Here is a 15523-nt window from a genome sequence, read left to right as displayed (position 1 = left end):
CGGGGTGCATCTCGTCTACCCGGCCGTCCTCGCGGCCCTGCTCTTCTGCGTCGGCCTCTACGGCGTGCTCGCGCGCCGCAACGCCGTGCTGATGCTGATGTCCGTCGAGCTGATGCTCAACGCCGTCAACCTCAACCTCGTCGCCTTCGACGTCTGGCTGCGGGACTCCCTGCACGCGGGCCAGGCGCTCACCCTGTTCACCATCACCATCGCAGCCGCCGAGATCGGCATCGGTCTGGCCGTCGTGCTGTTGGTCTTCCGTAACCGCGGGACCGCGGACATCGACCGGGTCGGCCGTCTCCACGACGGCGACGAGCCGGACGGGGATCAACTCGTCGACCCGACCGAGGGGAAGGCCACCGTCGGATGACCCTCACTCTCGCGATCCTCGTCCCGCTGCTGCCGTTCCTCGGCGCTCTCGCGGGCCTGGCCTGCGGACGGCGCGCTCCGGGCATGGCCCGGCCGCTCGCGGTTCTGCCGACGCTGACCGCGGCGGTGCTCGCCGTGGTCGTCGCGGCCCGCCTCGGCCCCGGCCACATCCTCGACGCCGCCACCGAGCTCACCCCGACCGGCGGCGTGCAGATCTATCTCTCGCTGAACCTGGACGGCATCGCCGTCCTGCTCGCGGTGCTCGTCGGCGTGGTCGCGACCTGCGTGCAGGTCTACTCGACGGCCTACCTGCGTGAGGACCCGCGCTACCCCTCCTATGCGGCGCTGGTCTCGCTCTTCACCTCGGCGATGCTGCTGGTGCTCTACTCCGGCGACCTGATCGTGCTGCTGGTCGGCTGGGAGGTCATGGGCATCTGCTCGTACTTCCTGGTGGGTCACCACTGGGAGCGCGAGGACGCCCGGTCCGCCTCGATCAAGGCCTTCCTGGTCACCAAGCTCGGTGACGTGCCCTTCCTCTTCGGCATCTTCGTGCTGGCCGGCGACGCCGGGACGTTCCAGATCAACGGCGTCATCGGCGCGGCGACCACCGGGCACCTGCACCACGCCACGCTGGCCGCGCTGCTGCTGCTCTGCGGCGTCGCGGGCAAGTCGGCGCAGTTCCCGCTGCACACCTGGCTCCCGGACGCGATGGCCGGCCCGACGCCGGTCTCCGCGCTGATCCACGCGGCCACCATGGTCGCCGCCGGTGTCTATCTGGTGGCCCGACTGATGCCGGTCTTCCTGCTCTCGACCGCCGCCCTGGTGGTCCTGGGCGTGATGGCCGTGATCACCATGATCGGCTCGGCGCTGTGCGCGCTGGCGCAGGACGACCTCAAGCGGGTGCTGGCCTACTCGACGGTCGGTCAGCTCGGCTACATGACCGGTGCGCTCGCCGTGGGCGACCGCGACGCCGCCCTGTTCCACCTGCTGACCCACGGCGCGTTCAAGGCGCTGCTCTTCCTTGCGGCCGGTGTGGTCATACACGCCGCCCACACCAACTCGCTCACCGCCATGGCCCGTCCGGGCGGCTTGAGCCCCGACGGCTCGGGCATCTCGGGTACTGGCGGCTCGGGCGCGGGCCTGCTCCGCCGCCGGGTGCCGGACGCCTACACCACCATGGGCATCGGCCTGTTGGCGCTCGCGGGCGTGCCGCCGTTCTCCGGGTTCTTCAGCAAGGAGTCGGTGCTGACGGCCGCAGAGCAGGCCGCCAACGGTCACGCGCTGACCGACGGCCTCGGCCCGGCCGGAAACGTGCCCTGCTTCCTTGGCTGGACCGTCCTGGTCGGTGGCCTGCTGACGGCGCTGCTGACCGCGATGTACGTGGCCCGGCTCTGGCTGCTCGCCTTCCACCCGCGCGGCGCGCAGAGCGTCGGTGGCGAGAACGCAGGCGCCAAGGTCACCACCGCCGAGCCTGCGGCGATGCGCTGGCCGCTGTGGCTGTTGGCCGTGCCGAGCCTCGCGCTCGGCCTGGTCGGCCTGCGTACCAACTGGCTCCCCGCCTGGCTGGACGGTGTCTCGCTGACGCCGTCGCTGCCCACCAGCCTGATCGGCACCGGCGTCGCCCTGCTCGGCTTCGGTCTCGCCTACGCCGCCTGGCGCCGCGCCGCGGCGACCCTCCCCGCCGACGCGGTGGCCGCGGGCGCGGTGGCCGATCCGGGACGGGTGCTGCTCGGCCCGCTCTTCGGGCCCGCCCGGGACGGCTTCGGCGTCGACCGTCTCTACGACCGTCTCTTCGTCCGCCCGGTGCTCGGCGCGGCCGAGCTGGTCGCCTTCCTCGACCGTGAGGTCGTCGAGACCTACGTCAAGGGCGCGGCGATCAGTCCGGGCCTGGTCGGACGGGTCGTCAGGCGGGCCCAGAACGGCAACACCCAGGGCTACCTGAGCGCGCTCGCGGCCGGTGTCGTGGTCCTCGCCATCGTCGTGGCGGTGGCCCAGTGATCGCCGAATTCGCCCGCCGTGCCCGTTCCGCCCGCTCGGAGGCGACCGCCAGATGACCGTTCTGCTTCTCGTCCTCCTCGCGCTGCCGCTGGTCGGCTCCGCCGCGACGCTGGTGCCCGCGCTGGGCGGACGTCGCGCGCTGTGGCTCGGCGTCGCCGTGACCGGTGCCGACCTGGCTGTGGCCATCGCTCTGGCCGCCGGGTTCGACCTGCACCACCCGGCCCGGATGCAGGGCGTCACCGACGTGGCCTGGATCCCGGCGCTCAACGTCCGGTTCCACCTGGGCGTCGACGGCATCTCGCTGCCGCTGCTGGTGCTGACGGCGCTGCTGACCTTCCTCTGCGCCGTCTACTCGCTCAAGCGCCTGCCCGCAGGCGGCAGCGAACGGGGCTGGACGGGCCTGCTGCTGCTCCTGGCGACCGGCATGCTGGCCACCTTCGCGGTGCTCGACCTGCTGCTCTTCTTCGTGGCGTTCGAGATCGTGCTGGTGCCCATGTACTTCCTGATCGCCCGTTGGGGCGGGGAGAACAGGGGACCGGCGGCGTTTCGCTTCATCCTCTACACGTTGCTCGGCTCGGCGGTCATGCTGCTCGGCCTGCTGCTGCTCGGCCTCAAGGCCGGAACCTTCGACATGACCGCGCTGGCCGCCAACCACGGGCACGGCCTGTCCCGCGGCACCCAGATCCTCGTCGTGCTGGCCATCGGCATCGGACTGGCCGTCAAGGCGCCGATGTGGCCGTTCCACAGCTGGCTGCCGGACGCCCACACGGCCGCACCCACGGCCGGCTCGGTGCTGCTGGCGGGCGTGCTGCTCAAGATGGGCACCTACGGTTTCGTCCGGGTGCTGATCCCGAGCGTCCCGCTGGGGATGCACGAACTCGCCCCGTACATCGGGGCCTTCGCCGTCGTCGGCATCATCTACGGCTCGCTGGCCTGTCTCTCACTGGCCCGGCCCGGGAGCCGTGGTGACCTCAAGCGGCTGATCGCCTTCTCCTCCGTCGGCCACATGGGCTTCGTCCTGCTGGGCGTCGCGACCCTCAATCCGATCGGTATCAACGGCGCGCTCTTCGCCAACATCGGGCACGGACTGATCACCGGCCTGCTCTTCTTCCTCGTCGGCGCGGTCAAGGACCGCTACGGCACCGCCGACCTGGACACCCTCGCCGGGGCCCGGGCCGAGAGCGGGGCCGCGCTCTACGGACGCGCGCCACGGCTCGGCGCGCTGCTCGCCTTCGGGGCGGTGGCCAGTCTGGGCCTGCCGGGCCTGGCCGGTTTCTGGGGCGAACTGCTGGCCATGCTGGGCGCCTTCCACCCCGCCGCCGGGCTGTCCCGGCCGACCTTCCTCACGCTCATGGTCCTGGCCGGGCTCGGCACCCTGCTCACCGCGGCCTACCTGCTCTCCGTCGTCCGCCGGATCTGCATGGGCGACCTGGCCACCGCGCCCGCCGTTCCGGGGGCGTCCCTCACCGACGTCCAGACCTACGAGGCCGTCACCTGGACCCCGCTGGTCGTGCTCACCGTCGTCGCCGGTCTCTGGCCGGCGTTGCTGCTCGGGCTGTCCACGCCCGCCGTCCAGGCGCTGCTCGGAGGCAGCTGAGCCATGCTGACTACCGCTCTCTCCACCGGCGCTCTGCCCACCGGCGCTCTGCCCGTCGGCACACTGGCCGCCGGTGCCGTTCCCGCCGGATCGCTGATCCAGTCCGTGGACTGGCTCGCCGTCCTACCGCCGCTCGTCCCCGCCGTGATGGCGCTGGTCGTCCTGGTCGCGGACCTGTTCCTGCCGACGGCGCGAAAGGCGCTGCTGGGCTGGCTCTCCGTGGCCGGGCTGGCCGCCTCGCTCGTCCTGCTGCTGCCGCTGCGCGACGGCCACCGGACCACGTTCTGCACCACCTCAGCAGGAGCGACCTCCTGCTCCTACGTCGCCGACCATTTCGCGCTGGCCTTCCAGCTGCTGGTGCTGGCCGGGGCGCTGCTGGTGGCGCTGCTCTCGCTCTTCTCCGTCGACGCGGACCGGCTGCCCGCGGGGGAGTTCTGGTTCCTGCTGCTCGCCTCGGCCTGCGGGGCGGCCCTGTTGCCCGCCTGCCGTGACCTGGCCTCGCTCGTCGTCGCGTTGGAGGTCACCACACTGCCGGCCTTCGCGCTCGTCGCCCTGCGCCGCGACGGACGGGGCGGCGAGGCGGCGCTCAAGTTCTTCCTGTCGTCGGTCACGGCCACGGCCGTCACCCTGCTCGGCGTCAGCTTCGTCTACGCCGCCACCGGCAGCCTCTACCTCGACCGGATCGGTGCCGCGCTGCCCCACGTCCAGTCGCAGCTGCACGTGCTCGTCGCCGTCGGCACCGTGCTCACCCTGGTCGGCTTCGCCTTCAAGACGGCCGCCGCACCGTTCCACTTCTGGGTGCCGGACACATACGCCGGCGCTCCCGTCCCCGTCGCCGCGTATCTCTCTGTGGTCGGAAAGGCTGCCGGACTCGCAGGCCTCGCCGCAATCGCTGTCCTCGGTTTTCACTCGTACGGGCGAGACTGGGGCTACGCACTGGCAGTCCTCGCCGCGCTGACCATGACCGTCGGCAACGTCGGTGCGCTCCGTCAGCGCTTCGACGCGCCGTACAGCGCGGTGCGGCTGCTCGCCTGGTCGTCCGTCGCCCAGGCCGGCTACCTGCTGGTCCCGATCGCGGCCGCGGGCTTCGGCAGGGCCGGTGGCGCGCCGATCGGCTCCACGGTGGCCTTCGCGCTGATCTACGGCCTGGTCAACCTGGGCGCGTTCGCGGTCGTCACCCTGGGCGGCGGCGGTCGGCTCGACGCGTACCAGGGTCTCTTCGCACGGCGTCCCGCAGTGGCGCTGGCCATGGCGTTCTTCCTGCTGAACCTGGCCGGTCTGCCGCCGGGTGTGATCGGTCTCTTCGGCAAGGTCGTCGTCTTCCGCGCCGCGGTCGACGCCGGTCTCGGCTGGCTGGCCGTGATCATGGCGGTGAATGTCGTAGTGGCCCTGTACTACTACCTGGCATGGACCGCCAAGCTCTTCCAGCCCAGCCCGCTCGCCGGGCCTGCCACCGGCGAGGCCCCGGCTCCGGCCCCGATCTCGGCCTCGGCCACGGCCTCGGCCACGGCTCCGGCCCCGATCTCGGCCTCGGCCACGGCCTCGGTGTCGGCCGCGGCGCGTCCCGGGCTGCCGGTCGCCCTGGGGGCTGCGGTCGCACTGGCGACGGTGCTCGGCGTCGTGCTGTCGGTGGCGCCGCAGCTGGTGCTGCAGTTGGCGTCCGGTTCGCTCTTCGGCTGAGCGAGCAGGCTGAAGCGTGTTCGGGCGCGTCTCCGGGCACGCGCCCAGGCACGCGTCCGCACACGCACTCTCGAGTTGCACGGGCGGTGCCCGCGGGTGAGAAGGGAACTAGAAAGTCCGTCTCACCCGTTGAAAAGGCGAAACGGGCTGTGAAAGACACCCCCCAACGCACGTCTCGGAGGGCTTCCGTGCACCGCCAGCACAACGGTCTCAAGACGGCTGTACTCCTCGGCGTGATGTCCGCGCTGATCCTGGTGATCGGCAGCTTCTGGGGGCGTACGGGTCTGGTCGTCGGCCTGCTGGTGGCCTTGGCGACGAACGGCTTCGCGTACTGGAACAGCGACAGGCTGGCGCTGCGTTCGATGAGGGCGCGCCCGGTCAGCGAGATCGAGGCCCCGGTGTTGTACCGGATCGTCCGCGAGCTCTCCACCTCGGCCCGGCAGCCCATGCCGCGCCTCTACATCTCCCCGACGGACGCCCCCAACGCCTTCGCCACCGGTCGCAATCCGCGCAACGCGGCGGTCTGCTGCACCCAGGGCATCCTCAACCTGCTCGACGAGCGGGAGCTGCGTGGCGTGCTGGGCCACGAGCTCTCCCACGTCTACAACCGGGACATCCTGATCTCCTCGGTGGCCGGCGCACTGGCGTCCGTGGTGATGTTCCTCGTCAACTTCGCCTGGCTGATCCCGATCGGGCGCAGCGAGGACGACGACGGCCCCGGCCTGGCCGGGATGCTGCTCATCATCATCCTGGGCCCGCTGGCGGCGAGCATCATCCAGTTGGCCGTCAGCCGCTCCCGTGAGTACCAGGCCGACGCGTCCGGCGCGCAGTTGACCGGTGATCCGCTGGCGCTGGCCAGCGCGCTGCGTAAGCTCGAACGCGGTACCCAGCAGCTTCCGCTTCCGGCCCGGCCCGAGTTGGAGACGACCAGTCACATGATGATCGTCAACCCCTTTCGCGCCGGTTCGGGCGGCGGTCTGGCCACCAAGCTGTTCTCCACCCACCCACCGATGCCGGACCGGATCTCCCGACTCGAGCAGATGGCCGGCTACCAAACCCGCCGCTGAGCGGGCGCAGGCGTTAAGGCGCAGGCGTTAGGGCGCAGGCGTTAGAACGAAAGGAAAGCCCGTGAAGGTCGTCAACTTCGTACTCAACGTCCTCTGGCTGGTGCTGTGCGGGTTGTGGATGGCCCTCGCGTACGTCGTGGCCGGGATCATCTGCGCGATCCTGATCATCACCATCCCGTGGGCGATCGCCTCCTTCCGGATCGCGCTCTACGTCCTCTGGCCGTTCGGGCGGACGACGCGTGAGCGCCCCGACGCCGGTGCGGCGTCGTGCGCCGGCAACGTGGTCTGGCTGATCTTCGCGGGGTGGTGGCTGGCCCTGGGCCACCTGGCGACGAGCATCGCGCTGGCAGTGACCATCATCGGGCTGCCCTTCGCCTGGGCCAACCTCAAGATGATCCCGATATCGCTCATGCCCCTCGGACGCGAGATCGTCCCGACGGACCAGCGCTTCGCGGGCTGGGGTGCCTGACCTGGGCTCAGCGGTCCTCGGGCCACGGTCTCAGCGGCCGTCGACGGCCTCTCTGAGCTTGCGGAACTCCGCTGCGATCCCGTCCAGCGTGTAGTGCGCGTTGAGCCCGCTCGGATTGGGCAGCACCCACACCTCGGTGCCGCCCAGCGGCTCGTCCTGGCGTCCGACGACCGCCTTGGGACGCCCGAAGGCGGTCCGGTAGGCGCCTATGCCGAGCACGGCGAGCGCTCGGGGCTGCCAGCGCGCCACCCGCTCCGCCAGCGCCTGGCCGCCGCTGCGGTACTCCTCGGCTGTCAGCTCGTCCGCCTTGGCGGTGGTCCGGGCCACCACGTTGGTGATCCCCAGCCCGAGCCCCAGCAGCTCCTGCTGCTCCTCCGGCCGCAGCTGACGCGGCGTGAAGCCGCTGCGGTACAGGCCCGGCCAGAACCGGTTGCCGGGACGCGCGAAGTGATGCCCCGTCGCGCCCGACCACAGCCCCGGGTTGATCCCGCAGAACAGCACCCGCAGGTCGGGACCGATCACGTCCTCGATCGTGGCGTCGGTGGCGGCGGTCAGTTGCTCAGGAGTCGGCTTCACAGCAGGCCATTCTCCCCGGCAGCGCCCGGCTCCCGTCGCGCCGGTACGACGAGGGCGGTCGCGGAGACCCTCCGCGACCGCCCTCGTGGCAGCCGGTGATCCACCGGCTGAGTCTCAGCGGTAGTTCACGTACTGCACGGCGAAGTCGAGGTCCTTGCCCTTCAGCAGCGCCTGCACGGCCTGGAGGTCGTCCCGGCTCTTCGAGGTGACCCGCAGTTCCTCGCCCTGGACCTGGGCCTTGACGCCCTTGGGACCCTCGTCCCGGATGATCTTCGCGATCTTCTTGGCGTTCTCCTGGGAGATGCCCTCCTCGATCGTCGCGAAGATCTTGTACTCCTTGCCCGACAGCTGCGGCTCTCCGGCGTCCAGCGACTTGAGCGAGATGCCGCGCTTGACCAGCTTGGTCTCGAACACGTCGAGGATCGCCTTGACCCGCTCCTCGCCGTTGGCCCGCATCTCGATCTTGTCGCCGGACCACTCGATGGACGCGCCGACGTTCTTGAAGTCGAAGCGCGTGGCAATCTCGCGACCGGTCTGGTTGAGCGCGTTGTCGACCTCCTGCCGCTCGACCTTCGAAACGATGTCGAAACTGGAGTCGGCCATGATCGTTGTGTCTCCTTGACGGTATGGACTGTCTTGTCGGTTTTCCTGCGGCTCCGACCGCGCAAAACGCCCGCCGAACCGCCCGCACGCGCCCCCACCTTCCGGCCACGCGGCAGCCGAACCAGCCTAGCCACCCACTCGGCCCCTTGCCCGCCCCCACACTGATCAACCGAGTGGCGAAGCACCCCCCACCATCAGGTATGGTTTACGTCGTCGGAGCGGGAGACCGCGAGACACCATCCCTGGCGGGTTGCCCGAGCGGCCAAAGGGAGCAGACTGTAAATCTGTCGCGCAAGCTACGCAGGTTCGAACCCTGCACCCGCCACGTGGAAGCCGAAGGGCCCCGGATCAGCGCAAGCGTCCGGGGCCCTTCGCATGCCCCGTTCGAACGGCTTCAGCCCTCCGTGTCGGTGCGTTGGGTGTCGGCGAAGGCGAGGAGTTCCTCGGGGGTCCAGGAGAGACGGCTGGACTTGAGGTCGGCGATGACGGAGTCCAGCCAGTTCAGCTGAGCCGCCGTCACCACGCGCTGGTACTCCGTCTCCAGCATCGTCACGCGCGGCAGCGAGTGTTCCGCCGCCGTGACGGCCTCGATCTCCTGCAGGGAGGTGCGGACGAGCGCGGCGCGCTGTTCGAAGACGGAGAGTGCCTCGGCCGGGGTGAGCATCATCAGGAGCGACAGGGCGGCCGGGTACTCCGGGTACTCCTGCTTCGGTGTGGCGAGCATCTCCAGCAGCCACTCGCGGGCGACGCGGCGGCCTGCGTCGGTGACCTCGTAGACCGTGCGCTCGGGGTACTGCTGGTCCCGCTCGGTCTCGCGGACCGCGATGAGGTCGGCGGTGAGCAGGCGCTCGATGGTCCGGTAGAGGCTGGCGCGCTGGCTGACGTTGACCACCTGGTCCTTGCCCCACTGCTTGATCAGCCGCTGGATCCCGTACGGGTGCAGCGGCTGGTAGTGCAGCAGCGACAGGACGGTCAGCGAGAGCGGGGAACTGCGCAGCGGGGTGCTCATGACTGACATCGTATGCCGAGGGTATTCACATAGGAACTAGTCGGGTCTCGACTAGTTGCTGTGCAACTCGGCAGTGGCCCGCCCCCTGAGATGGATGGGCAAGGCTGCTGACGTGCGCGTCCGCGAGTGGTAGAAAGCTTGGCCACGGGTGCCCCTGCGCCCGGTGAGGGGGCCGGTATGGGTGGTGGCACAGTCGCGGTGGGGCCTGCCACCGCGGAGGAGGTGGACGCGGCGCTCGCCGTTTGGCAGCACTCGCACCAGATCCGCCGCAACGGTCGCCCGCTGCCGCGGGACCATGTGCGGCTCGCCCACGGACGGATGGCCGCGCCCGGAGCCATGCTCTTTCTCGCTCGCGAGGAGGGCAGACCCGCCGGAACCGCCATCGTCGGCACGGTCCTCGGAGTCCAGGGCCTGACCGAGGACGGCGCCGGACCGCCGAAGGAAGGGCTGATCCACCTCAGCCTGCTCAGCGTCGCGCCCGACCGCTGGGGGCAGCGGGTTGGTCGCCGCCTGATGGAGCACGTGCTCGCCGAGGCGCGCGCCCGGTCCTACACGGAAGCCCAACTCTGGACCCACGCCGACAATCTGCGCGCCAACCGGCTCTACCGCGCGCTCGGCTTCCGCCGCACCGGCCGGGTCAAGATCGACGACTGGGGCGAGCTTCTGGTGCACTACTGGCAGTCGCTGCCAGGGCACTGACGGCACATTACGTCACCCAGCGTCACGCACACGCCAGGTGACGTTCCGTCAGCCCCCCTCCCGTCAGCCCCCCTCCCATCAGGCCTCCTCGCGTCAGCACACATCGGATCACGTCACATCACGCGGGACCGGGGCGGCCCTGGCGGGGGACTGCCGCAGCGGTGGTGTCCGCGTACTCGCGGACCGCGCTGGTGCGGGAGACCACGCGGCCACGGTGGATCACGACCCGGCTGTGCCCGCCGGACAGCGCGGCGGTCAGGCTTTCGCCGCGCACGGCGACCAACTCGGCCGGATCCCCGGCGCGGATCTGTCCGGGTGTGAGCCCGAGCATCGCGCGGGCGGTCGAGCTGACGGCCGCGTACGCCTCCGCCGCAGACAGACCGGTTGCGGCCGACAGCAGGAAGGCCGTCTCCAGCGGATCGGCACGGCCGACCGGGCAGACGGTGTCGCGCAGCGTCCCGCTCCCGGCGGCGACCGGGACCCCCGCCTCCAGCAGGGGAAGGACCGACGCCGGGTCGAAGCCGCTGGTCGTCCGCGGTGCGCCGCCCGCACAGCGCCCGGCCGCTGGCAGGACCACGACGCCCGCGCCCGAGCGCGCCAGGGCGGAGGCGGGTGGCATCGATCCGTCCAAGCAGAGGATCGAGCCCGGCGGAAGCTCGGCAGCACGGGCGCCGACGGCTGACGCCGGCGCTGAGGTCAGCCCTGCCGCGCCGTGCAGATCCAGGGGGCGGTCGAGTTCCCGGGCGAGAGCGACGAGGGCGGCCAGGTGGGCAGCCAGACGGGCGGGTCGATCGGCAGGCGGACCCGGCGCCTCGGTGAGGCGTCCGCCGAGTGCGTGCGCCCCGGCGCGCAGCCCGTCCCGCAGCAGGGCGAGGCTCCGGCGCTCGCTCTCCGCAGTGGGGACGGCATCGGTGAACCGCCCTGGCAGTACGGTGATCTGACAGTCCACCAGCCCCCGCAGGTCACGTGCCGCCTGGAGAGCCGCGTCGAGGCGGGCAAGGCCGGTCTCCTCGCTGACCAGGATCTGCGTCCGCAGCGCGGTCGCGCCGTAGCCGAGGTAGGTCAGCGCCGCCTCGGTGATCTGCCGCCGCACCTCGTCGCCACCCGCGCGACCCTCGCCACGAGCTCCGACGCGGTCGTCCCCGGTGAAGGCCTCGTCGAGGTGGGCGTGCGGCTCCGCCGGGGCGGGCAGGAGCAAGTAGCCACGGAGATCCAGGCGCTCCGGGGCGCTGAGGCTGCCGACCGCGCCGACCGCCTCGATCCGCTCGCCCCAGAGCCGCACGTCGACGGCCCGGCCGTCGGCCAGTCGCGCGCCCGTCAGCAGCAGTGCCGGCAGGAGCGCCGACGACCCTGCTGTTCCGGCGTCAGTGCCGGTCCCTGCTCCGCCCCCCGCCTCGGCTCCCATGGCCCGGCGCTCCTTCCTGCCGCCTGCCGCTTCCTGCCGCCTGCCGCGAAACTGCGTGAAGTTCAAGATCGCAGACAGCGAGCCTAGGGCGCGGGTCACGGTCGACAGGGGAGGCGCGTGGGGCGTGTGGCGGCCGTGGCAAAAGTCGTACCGGAGCAGCGCCAAACGGATTTCACGGTTGGGCTGCGGACCGTGTAATGTCTTCCCCGTTCGCCCCTATAGCTCAGTCGGTAGAGCGTCTCCATGGTAAGGAGAAGGTCTGCGGTTCGATTCCGCATGGGGGCTCGGATGAGAGGGTTCCCCGCCGTCAGCGGGGAACGCGATCGTCGTGGCGGTGTAGCTCAGTTGGTAGAGCAAGCGGCTCATAATCGCTGTGTCACCGGTTCAAGTCCGGTCACCGCTACCACACCCGTAGCCGATTTCCTGGTTCAGGCCTGGTCGGCTACTCTTGTCTGTCTGTAACGTTGTCTGTCCCAGGAAGGCACTCCCGTGGCCGCCACTGATGTCCGTCCGAAGATCACGCTGGCGTGCGTGGAGTGCAAGGAGCGGAACTACATCACCAAGAAGAACCGGCGTAACGACCCGGACCGTCTTGAGATGAAGAAGCACTGCCCCCGCTGCAACGCTCACACCGCGCACCGCGAGACCCGCTGACCCTGCGCCTACGCGCATCGTCGCATCTCGTCAGCATCTTCGGGTTCTTAGAGAACCTTGAGTCGAAGGCCGTCTCCGTTTCGGAGACGGCCTTCGGCGTGTCCAGAACGTCGTGTCCGGACCTGTGTCCGGAACGGTGTCTGGAAGTCTGTTCGACAACGCTCAGTCGACAACTCTCAGGAGTCGTGCATGCCGCTGGATCCCTCCCTCATCGGGCGGACGTATCCGCCCACCGCGCCCTACGAGGTCGGGCGCGAGAAGATCCGCGAGTTCGCCGAGGCGGTCCGTGACGCCAACCCGGCGTACACCGACCCTGACGCGGCCAAGGCGCTCGGTCACCCGGACGTGATCGCGCCGCCGACCTTCCCGTTTCTGATCACTTACCGTGCCGCCGCGCAGGTGGTCCAGGACCCGGAGTTGGGCCTGGACTTCAGCCGGGTCGTCCACGGCGACCAGAAGTTCGTCTACAGCCGCCCGGTCCGCGCCGGTGACCGACTGCGGGTCACCTGCGTGATCGAGTCGATCAAGTCGCTGGCCGGCAACGACGTGCTGACGGTCCGTGGCGAGGTGCACGAGGAGAGCGGCGAGCACGTGGTGACCGCCCTCATGATGCTGGTCGCCCGCGCGGCCGAGGCGGGGGAGTGAGGCGGGGATGACCGCGATCATCAACTACGACGACGTCGAGGCGGGCACGGAACTCCCGGCCCAGACCTTCCCGGTGACCCGGGCCACGCTGGTCCAGTACGCGGGCGCCTCGGGCGACTTCAACCCGATCCACTGGAACGAGGCCTTCGCCAAGGGGGTCGGACTTCCGGACGTGATCGCCCACGGCATGTTCACCATGGCTGAGGCGGTCCGGGTGGTCACGGATTGGACCGTCGACCCGGCCGCGGTGGTCGAGTACAGCGTCCGCTTCACCAAGCCGGTGGTGGTGCCCAACGACGAGACCGGGGCGACGATCGAGGTCAGCGCCAAGGTCGCGGCCAAGCTGGACGAGCGCCGGGTCCGTGTCGACCTGACCGCGACCAGTGCCGGCCAGAAGGTGCTGGGCATGGCCCGCGCCGTCGTCCAGCTGGGCTGATCTGGGCCCGACCGCGGGGAGTCGGCCGGAACCTCTTGCATGGTTAGTAATCAGCCACTAACTTTGAAGCATGGCGAAGACGAGCATGCGGATGAGTGCGGAGGAGCGGCGCGAGAGCGTCATCCGCGCCGCGATGGTCGCGTTCGCCGACGGTGGCTACAACGGCACCTCGACCGCCGAGATCGCTCGGCAGGTCGGGGTGTCGCAGCCGTACCTCTTCCGGCTTTTCGAGAACAAGCGGGCACTCTTCGAGGCCGCCGTTCGGCGCTGCATGGAGGAGGTCAAGGAGAGCTTCCTCGTGGCGGCCGAAGGGCTGCGGGGCGAAGAGGCGCTGACCGCCATGGGCGATGCGTACTTCGAGCTGATCGGGGACCGCAGCCGACTGCTCATGCAGCTGCAGATGTACGTGTCCACCGCTGCCGCCGAGGCGGCAGGGGATCACGAGGTGGGCAGGGCCGTCCGCGCGCTCTGGGAGGACCTCTGGGACTCGGTAGTTGCGGCCTCCGGCTCGACGCAGGAGGAGGTCGGCCAGTTCTTCGCCTGCGGCATGCTCATCAACTCCCTGGTCGCTATGGGCTTTCCGGCGGATCACCGGGTCTGGCAGGCGCTCGGCGAGAAGCCGGACGAGCAGGCAGGCGATACGACGGACAAGAAGGCAGACGAGAAGAAGACGGATTCGAGCGGCGGCTGAGGTCCCTTCGCGGGGACGGCCGCCATTTTTCGGTCGCTGAAAGTTATTGATTAATCACTAGATGCGCCAGGGGGACACCATGCGCACCAACCCCACCGCCCGGAACGACGCACCGGCCCGCAAGGGCAAGGTCAGCCCGGCTGTCTGGGCCTTCGTCATCACCAGCACCGCAGGCTTCATGGCGGCGCTCGACAACCTCGTGGTCACCACCGCGCTTCCCTCCATCCGAGCCCATCTGGGCGGTGGCATCACCGACCTGGAATGGACGGTCAACGCCTACACGCTGACCTTCGCCGTGCTGCTGATGCTCGGCGCGGCGCTGGGGGACCGGTTCGGACGGCGTCGGCTCTTCACCATCGGGCTCGGGCTCTTCACGGTCTCGTCGCTCGCCGCCTCACTCGCGCCGAGCATCGGCGCGCTGGTCGCCGCACGCGCGGCGCAGGGCGTCGGCGCGGCGCTGCTGATGCCGGTCAGCCTGACCCTGCTCACCAACGCCGTCCCTGCCGCCAAGCGCGGCGTGGCTTTCGGGGCCTGGGGAGCGGTCAACGGCATGGCCGTGGCGATGGGTCCGCTGATCGGCGGGACCGTCGTCGAGCACCTGTCCTGGCAGTGGATCTTCGCCCTCAACGTCCCGATCGGCATCCTGCTGCTGCCGCTGGCCCGGCTGCGGCTGACCGAGTCGTTCGGGCCCAACAGCCGGCTCGACGTCACCGGCACGGCCCTGGCGAGTGCGGGCCTTTTCGGGATCGTCTACGGCCTGATCCGCGGCAATGCGGACGGCTGGACCAGCGCGCCGGTGCTGTCCGGGCTGGTCGGAGGCGCGGTGCTGCTGGTCGGCTTCCTGGTCTGGGAGTCCCGGACGGCCCACCCGCTGCTGCCGCTGCGCCTCTTCCGCAACCGCACCTTCGCTGCTGTCAACGCGGCGTCGATGCTGATGTCGCTCGGCATGTTCGGCGCGATCTTCCTGCTCAGCCAGTACCTGCAGAACGTCCAGGGCTACAGCCCGATGGGTGCGGGCGTGCGGATGCTGCCGTGGACCGGGATGCCGATGATCGTCGCGCCGTTGGCCGGGCTGCTGGTCGACCGTATCGGCGGCCGGATCGTCATCGCCGTCGGCCTGGCGCTCCAGGCGATCGGATTGGGTTGGTTCGCGGCGATCGCCGCCGCCCACATCAGCTACACGAGCCAGATCCCCGGGCTGGTGATCTCGGGCACAGGCATGGCGCTCTTCTTCGCCCCGGTGGCGGCCGTGTTGATGGGCTCGGTCCGACCTGAGGAGCAGGGTGTGGCCTCCGGCACCAACAACGCCCTGCGTGAGGTGGGCGGCGCCCTCGGCGTCGCGGTCCTGACGTCGGTCTTCACCGCCCGAGGCAGCTACGCCAGCGGGCAGAGCTTCGTCGACGGGCTGGTCCCGGCGCTGTGGGTCGGCGCGGCCGTGATCGCGATGGCGGTGGTCGCGATCCTGATCGCCCCGCGCCGCAGCAGTGCCGCAAAGGCGCAGGCGCAGGCGCAGCCCGTGGAGTCGGGCACCCAGGCGGGCACTCCGGTGGCCGAGGAGGAGACCCCGACAGCGGAGCCGGTCGCCTGAGCGCGGGGCCGGTCGGACCGGCGCAGGAAGCAGACAG

General features: G+C 70.4%; 16 protein-coding genes and 3 tRNA genes. 15 read left to right on the top strand and 4 right to left on the bottom strand.

The features are described 5' to 3' along the window. Positions 1 to 4: 4 nt before the first annotated feature. The 6 genes from nuoK (at position 5) to ABH928_RS21630 (ending at position 7180) form a co-directional block, all read left to right on the top strand. Positions 5 to 370: an NADH-quinone oxidoreductase subunit NuoK gene (gene nuoK, locus ABH928_RS21655; RefSeq protein ID WP_370069019.1), complete on the top strand. Its 366-nt coding sequence runs from the start codon at positions 5 to 7 to the stop codon at positions 368 to 370. Beyond that, positions 367 to 2367 (top strand): NADH-quinone oxidoreductase subunit L, encoded by a 2001-nt coding sequence (locus ABH928_RS21650; protein WP_370068915.1) that lies wholly within the window; start codon positions 367 to 369, stop codon positions 2365 to 2367. The genes nuoK and ABH928_RS21650 overlap by 4 nt, the downstream gene beginning before the upstream one ends. Before the next feature lie 52 nt (positions 2368 to 2419). Beyond that, on the top strand, positions 2420 to 3964 hold the full coding sequence (locus ABH928_RS21645) for a NuoM family protein (protein WP_370068913.1): 1545 nt from the start codon (positions 2420 to 2422) through the stop codon (positions 3962 to 3964). A 3-nt stretch (positions 3965 to 3967) separates the two neighbouring features. After that, positions 3968 to 5644 carry an NADH-quinone oxidoreductase subunit N gene (locus ABH928_RS21640; protein WP_370068911.1) on the top strand — a complete coding sequence of 559 codons (1677 nt, stop codon included), beginning with the start codon at positions 3968 to 3970 and terminating at the stop codon, positions 5642 to 5644. 188 nt (positions 5645 to 5832) lie between these two features. Then, entirely contained in the window at positions 5833 to 6711 is an 879-nt protein-coding gene (gene htpX, locus ABH928_RS21635) for a zinc metalloprotease HtpX (protein ID WP_370068909.1), read from the top strand. Between the two features lie 61 nt (positions 6712 to 6772). Further along, on the top strand, positions 6773 to 7180 hold the full coding sequence (locus tag ABH928_RS21630; protein WP_370068907.1) for a YccF domain-containing protein: 408 nt from the start codon (positions 6773 to 6775) through the stop codon (positions 7178 to 7180). 30 nt (positions 7181 to 7210) lie between these two features. Here ABH928_RS21630 and mug read toward each other — a convergent pair whose 3' ends face one another. Together mug and ABH928_RS21620 are read right to left on the bottom strand one after the other, a co-directional pair. After that, entirely contained in the window at positions 7211 to 7756 is a 546-nt protein-coding gene (gene mug / locus ABH928_RS21625) for a G/U mismatch-specific DNA glycosylase (protein WP_370068905.1), read from the bottom strand. 114 nt (positions 7757 to 7870) lie between these two features. After that, a complete protein-coding gene (locus tag ABH928_RS21620) occupies positions 7871 to 8359 on the bottom strand; it encodes a YajQ family cyclic di-GMP-binding protein (protein ID WP_370068903.1) in 489 nt (162 codons plus the stop codon). Between the two features lie 244 nt (positions 8360 to 8603). Between ABH928_RS21620 and ABH928_RS21615 the strand changes: the two genes are divergently transcribed. Next, positions 8604 to 8684, top strand: a tRNA-Tyr gene (locus ABH928_RS21615). A gap of 69 nt (positions 8685 to 8753) precedes the next feature. Here the strand turns inward: ABH928_RS21615 and ABH928_RS21610 are convergent. Further along, positions 8754 to 9368: a PadR family transcriptional regulator gene (locus ABH928_RS21610; protein WP_370068901.1), complete on the bottom strand. Its 615-nt coding sequence runs from the start codon at positions 9366 to 9368 to the stop codon at positions 8754 to 8756. A gap of 177 nt (positions 9369 to 9545) precedes the next feature. Between ABH928_RS21610 and ABH928_RS21605 the strand changes: the two genes are divergently transcribed. Beyond that, a complete protein-coding gene (locus tag ABH928_RS21605; RefSeq protein WP_370068899.1) occupies positions 9546 to 10067 on the top strand; it encodes an N-acetyltransferase family protein in 522 nt (173 codons plus the stop codon). 118 nt (positions 10068 to 10185) lie between these two features. Here the strand turns inward: ABH928_RS21605 and ABH928_RS21600 are convergent, their stop codons facing one another. Then, entirely contained in the window at positions 10186 to 11472 is a 1287-nt protein-coding gene (locus ABH928_RS21600; RefSeq protein ID WP_370068897.1) for a hydrolase, read from the bottom strand. 212 nt (positions 11473 to 11684) lie between these two features. On the opposite strand from ABH928_RS21600, the gene ABH928_RS21595 reads away from it, so the two are divergent. The 7 genes from ABH928_RS21595 to ABH928_RS21565 all read left to right on the top strand — a co-directional run bounded on the left by ABH928_RS21595 (position 11685) and on the right by ABH928_RS21565 (position 15486). Then, positions 11685 to 11757: transfer RNA gene (locus ABH928_RS21595), tRNA-Thr, on the top strand. Positions 11758 to 11802: 45 nt separating this feature from the next. Continuing rightward, positions 11803 to 11878: transfer RNA gene (locus tag ABH928_RS21590), tRNA-Met, on the top strand. 83 nt (positions 11879 to 11961) lie between these two features. Beyond that, positions 11962 to 12126, top strand: coding sequence for a 50S ribosomal protein L33 (gene rpmG, locus ABH928_RS21585; protein ID WP_004571794.1), 165 nt, complete (start codon positions 11962 to 11964; stop codon positions 12124 to 12126). A 189-nt stretch (positions 12127 to 12315) separates the two neighbouring features. Further along, positions 12316 to 12771 carry a MaoC family dehydratase N-terminal domain-containing protein gene (locus tag ABH928_RS21580; RefSeq protein WP_370068895.1) on the top strand — a complete coding sequence of 152 codons (456 nt, stop codon included), beginning with the start codon at positions 12316 to 12318 and terminating at the stop codon, positions 12769 to 12771. A 7-nt stretch (positions 12772 to 12778) separates the two neighbouring features. Next, positions 12779 to 13207, top strand: a complete 429-nt coding sequence (locus ABH928_RS21575) for a MaoC family dehydratase (RefSeq protein WP_370068893.1) — start codon at positions 12779 to 12781, stop codon at positions 13205 to 13207. Between the two features lie 70 nt (positions 13208 to 13277). Then, on the top strand, positions 13278 to 13898 hold the full coding sequence (locus ABH928_RS21570) for a TetR/AcrR family transcriptional regulator (RefSeq protein ID WP_370068891.1): 621 nt from the start codon (positions 13278 to 13280) through the stop codon (positions 13896 to 13898). A gap of 79 nt (positions 13899 to 13977) precedes the next feature. After that, entirely contained in the window at positions 13978 to 15486 is a 1509-nt protein-coding gene (locus ABH928_RS21565) for a DHA2 family efflux MFS transporter permease subunit (RefSeq protein ID WP_370068889.1), read from the top strand. Positions 15487 to 15523 lie beyond the last annotated feature (37 nt).

The sequence above is a fragment of the Streptacidiphilus sp. MAP5-3 genome (assembly GCF_041262505.1).
GTDB lineage: Bacteria > Actinomycetota > Actinomycetes > Streptomycetales > Streptomycetaceae > Streptacidiphilus.
The sequence above is the reverse complement of the archived record's forward strand: the minus strand, read 5'-3'. Positions and strand labels throughout refer to the sequence as shown.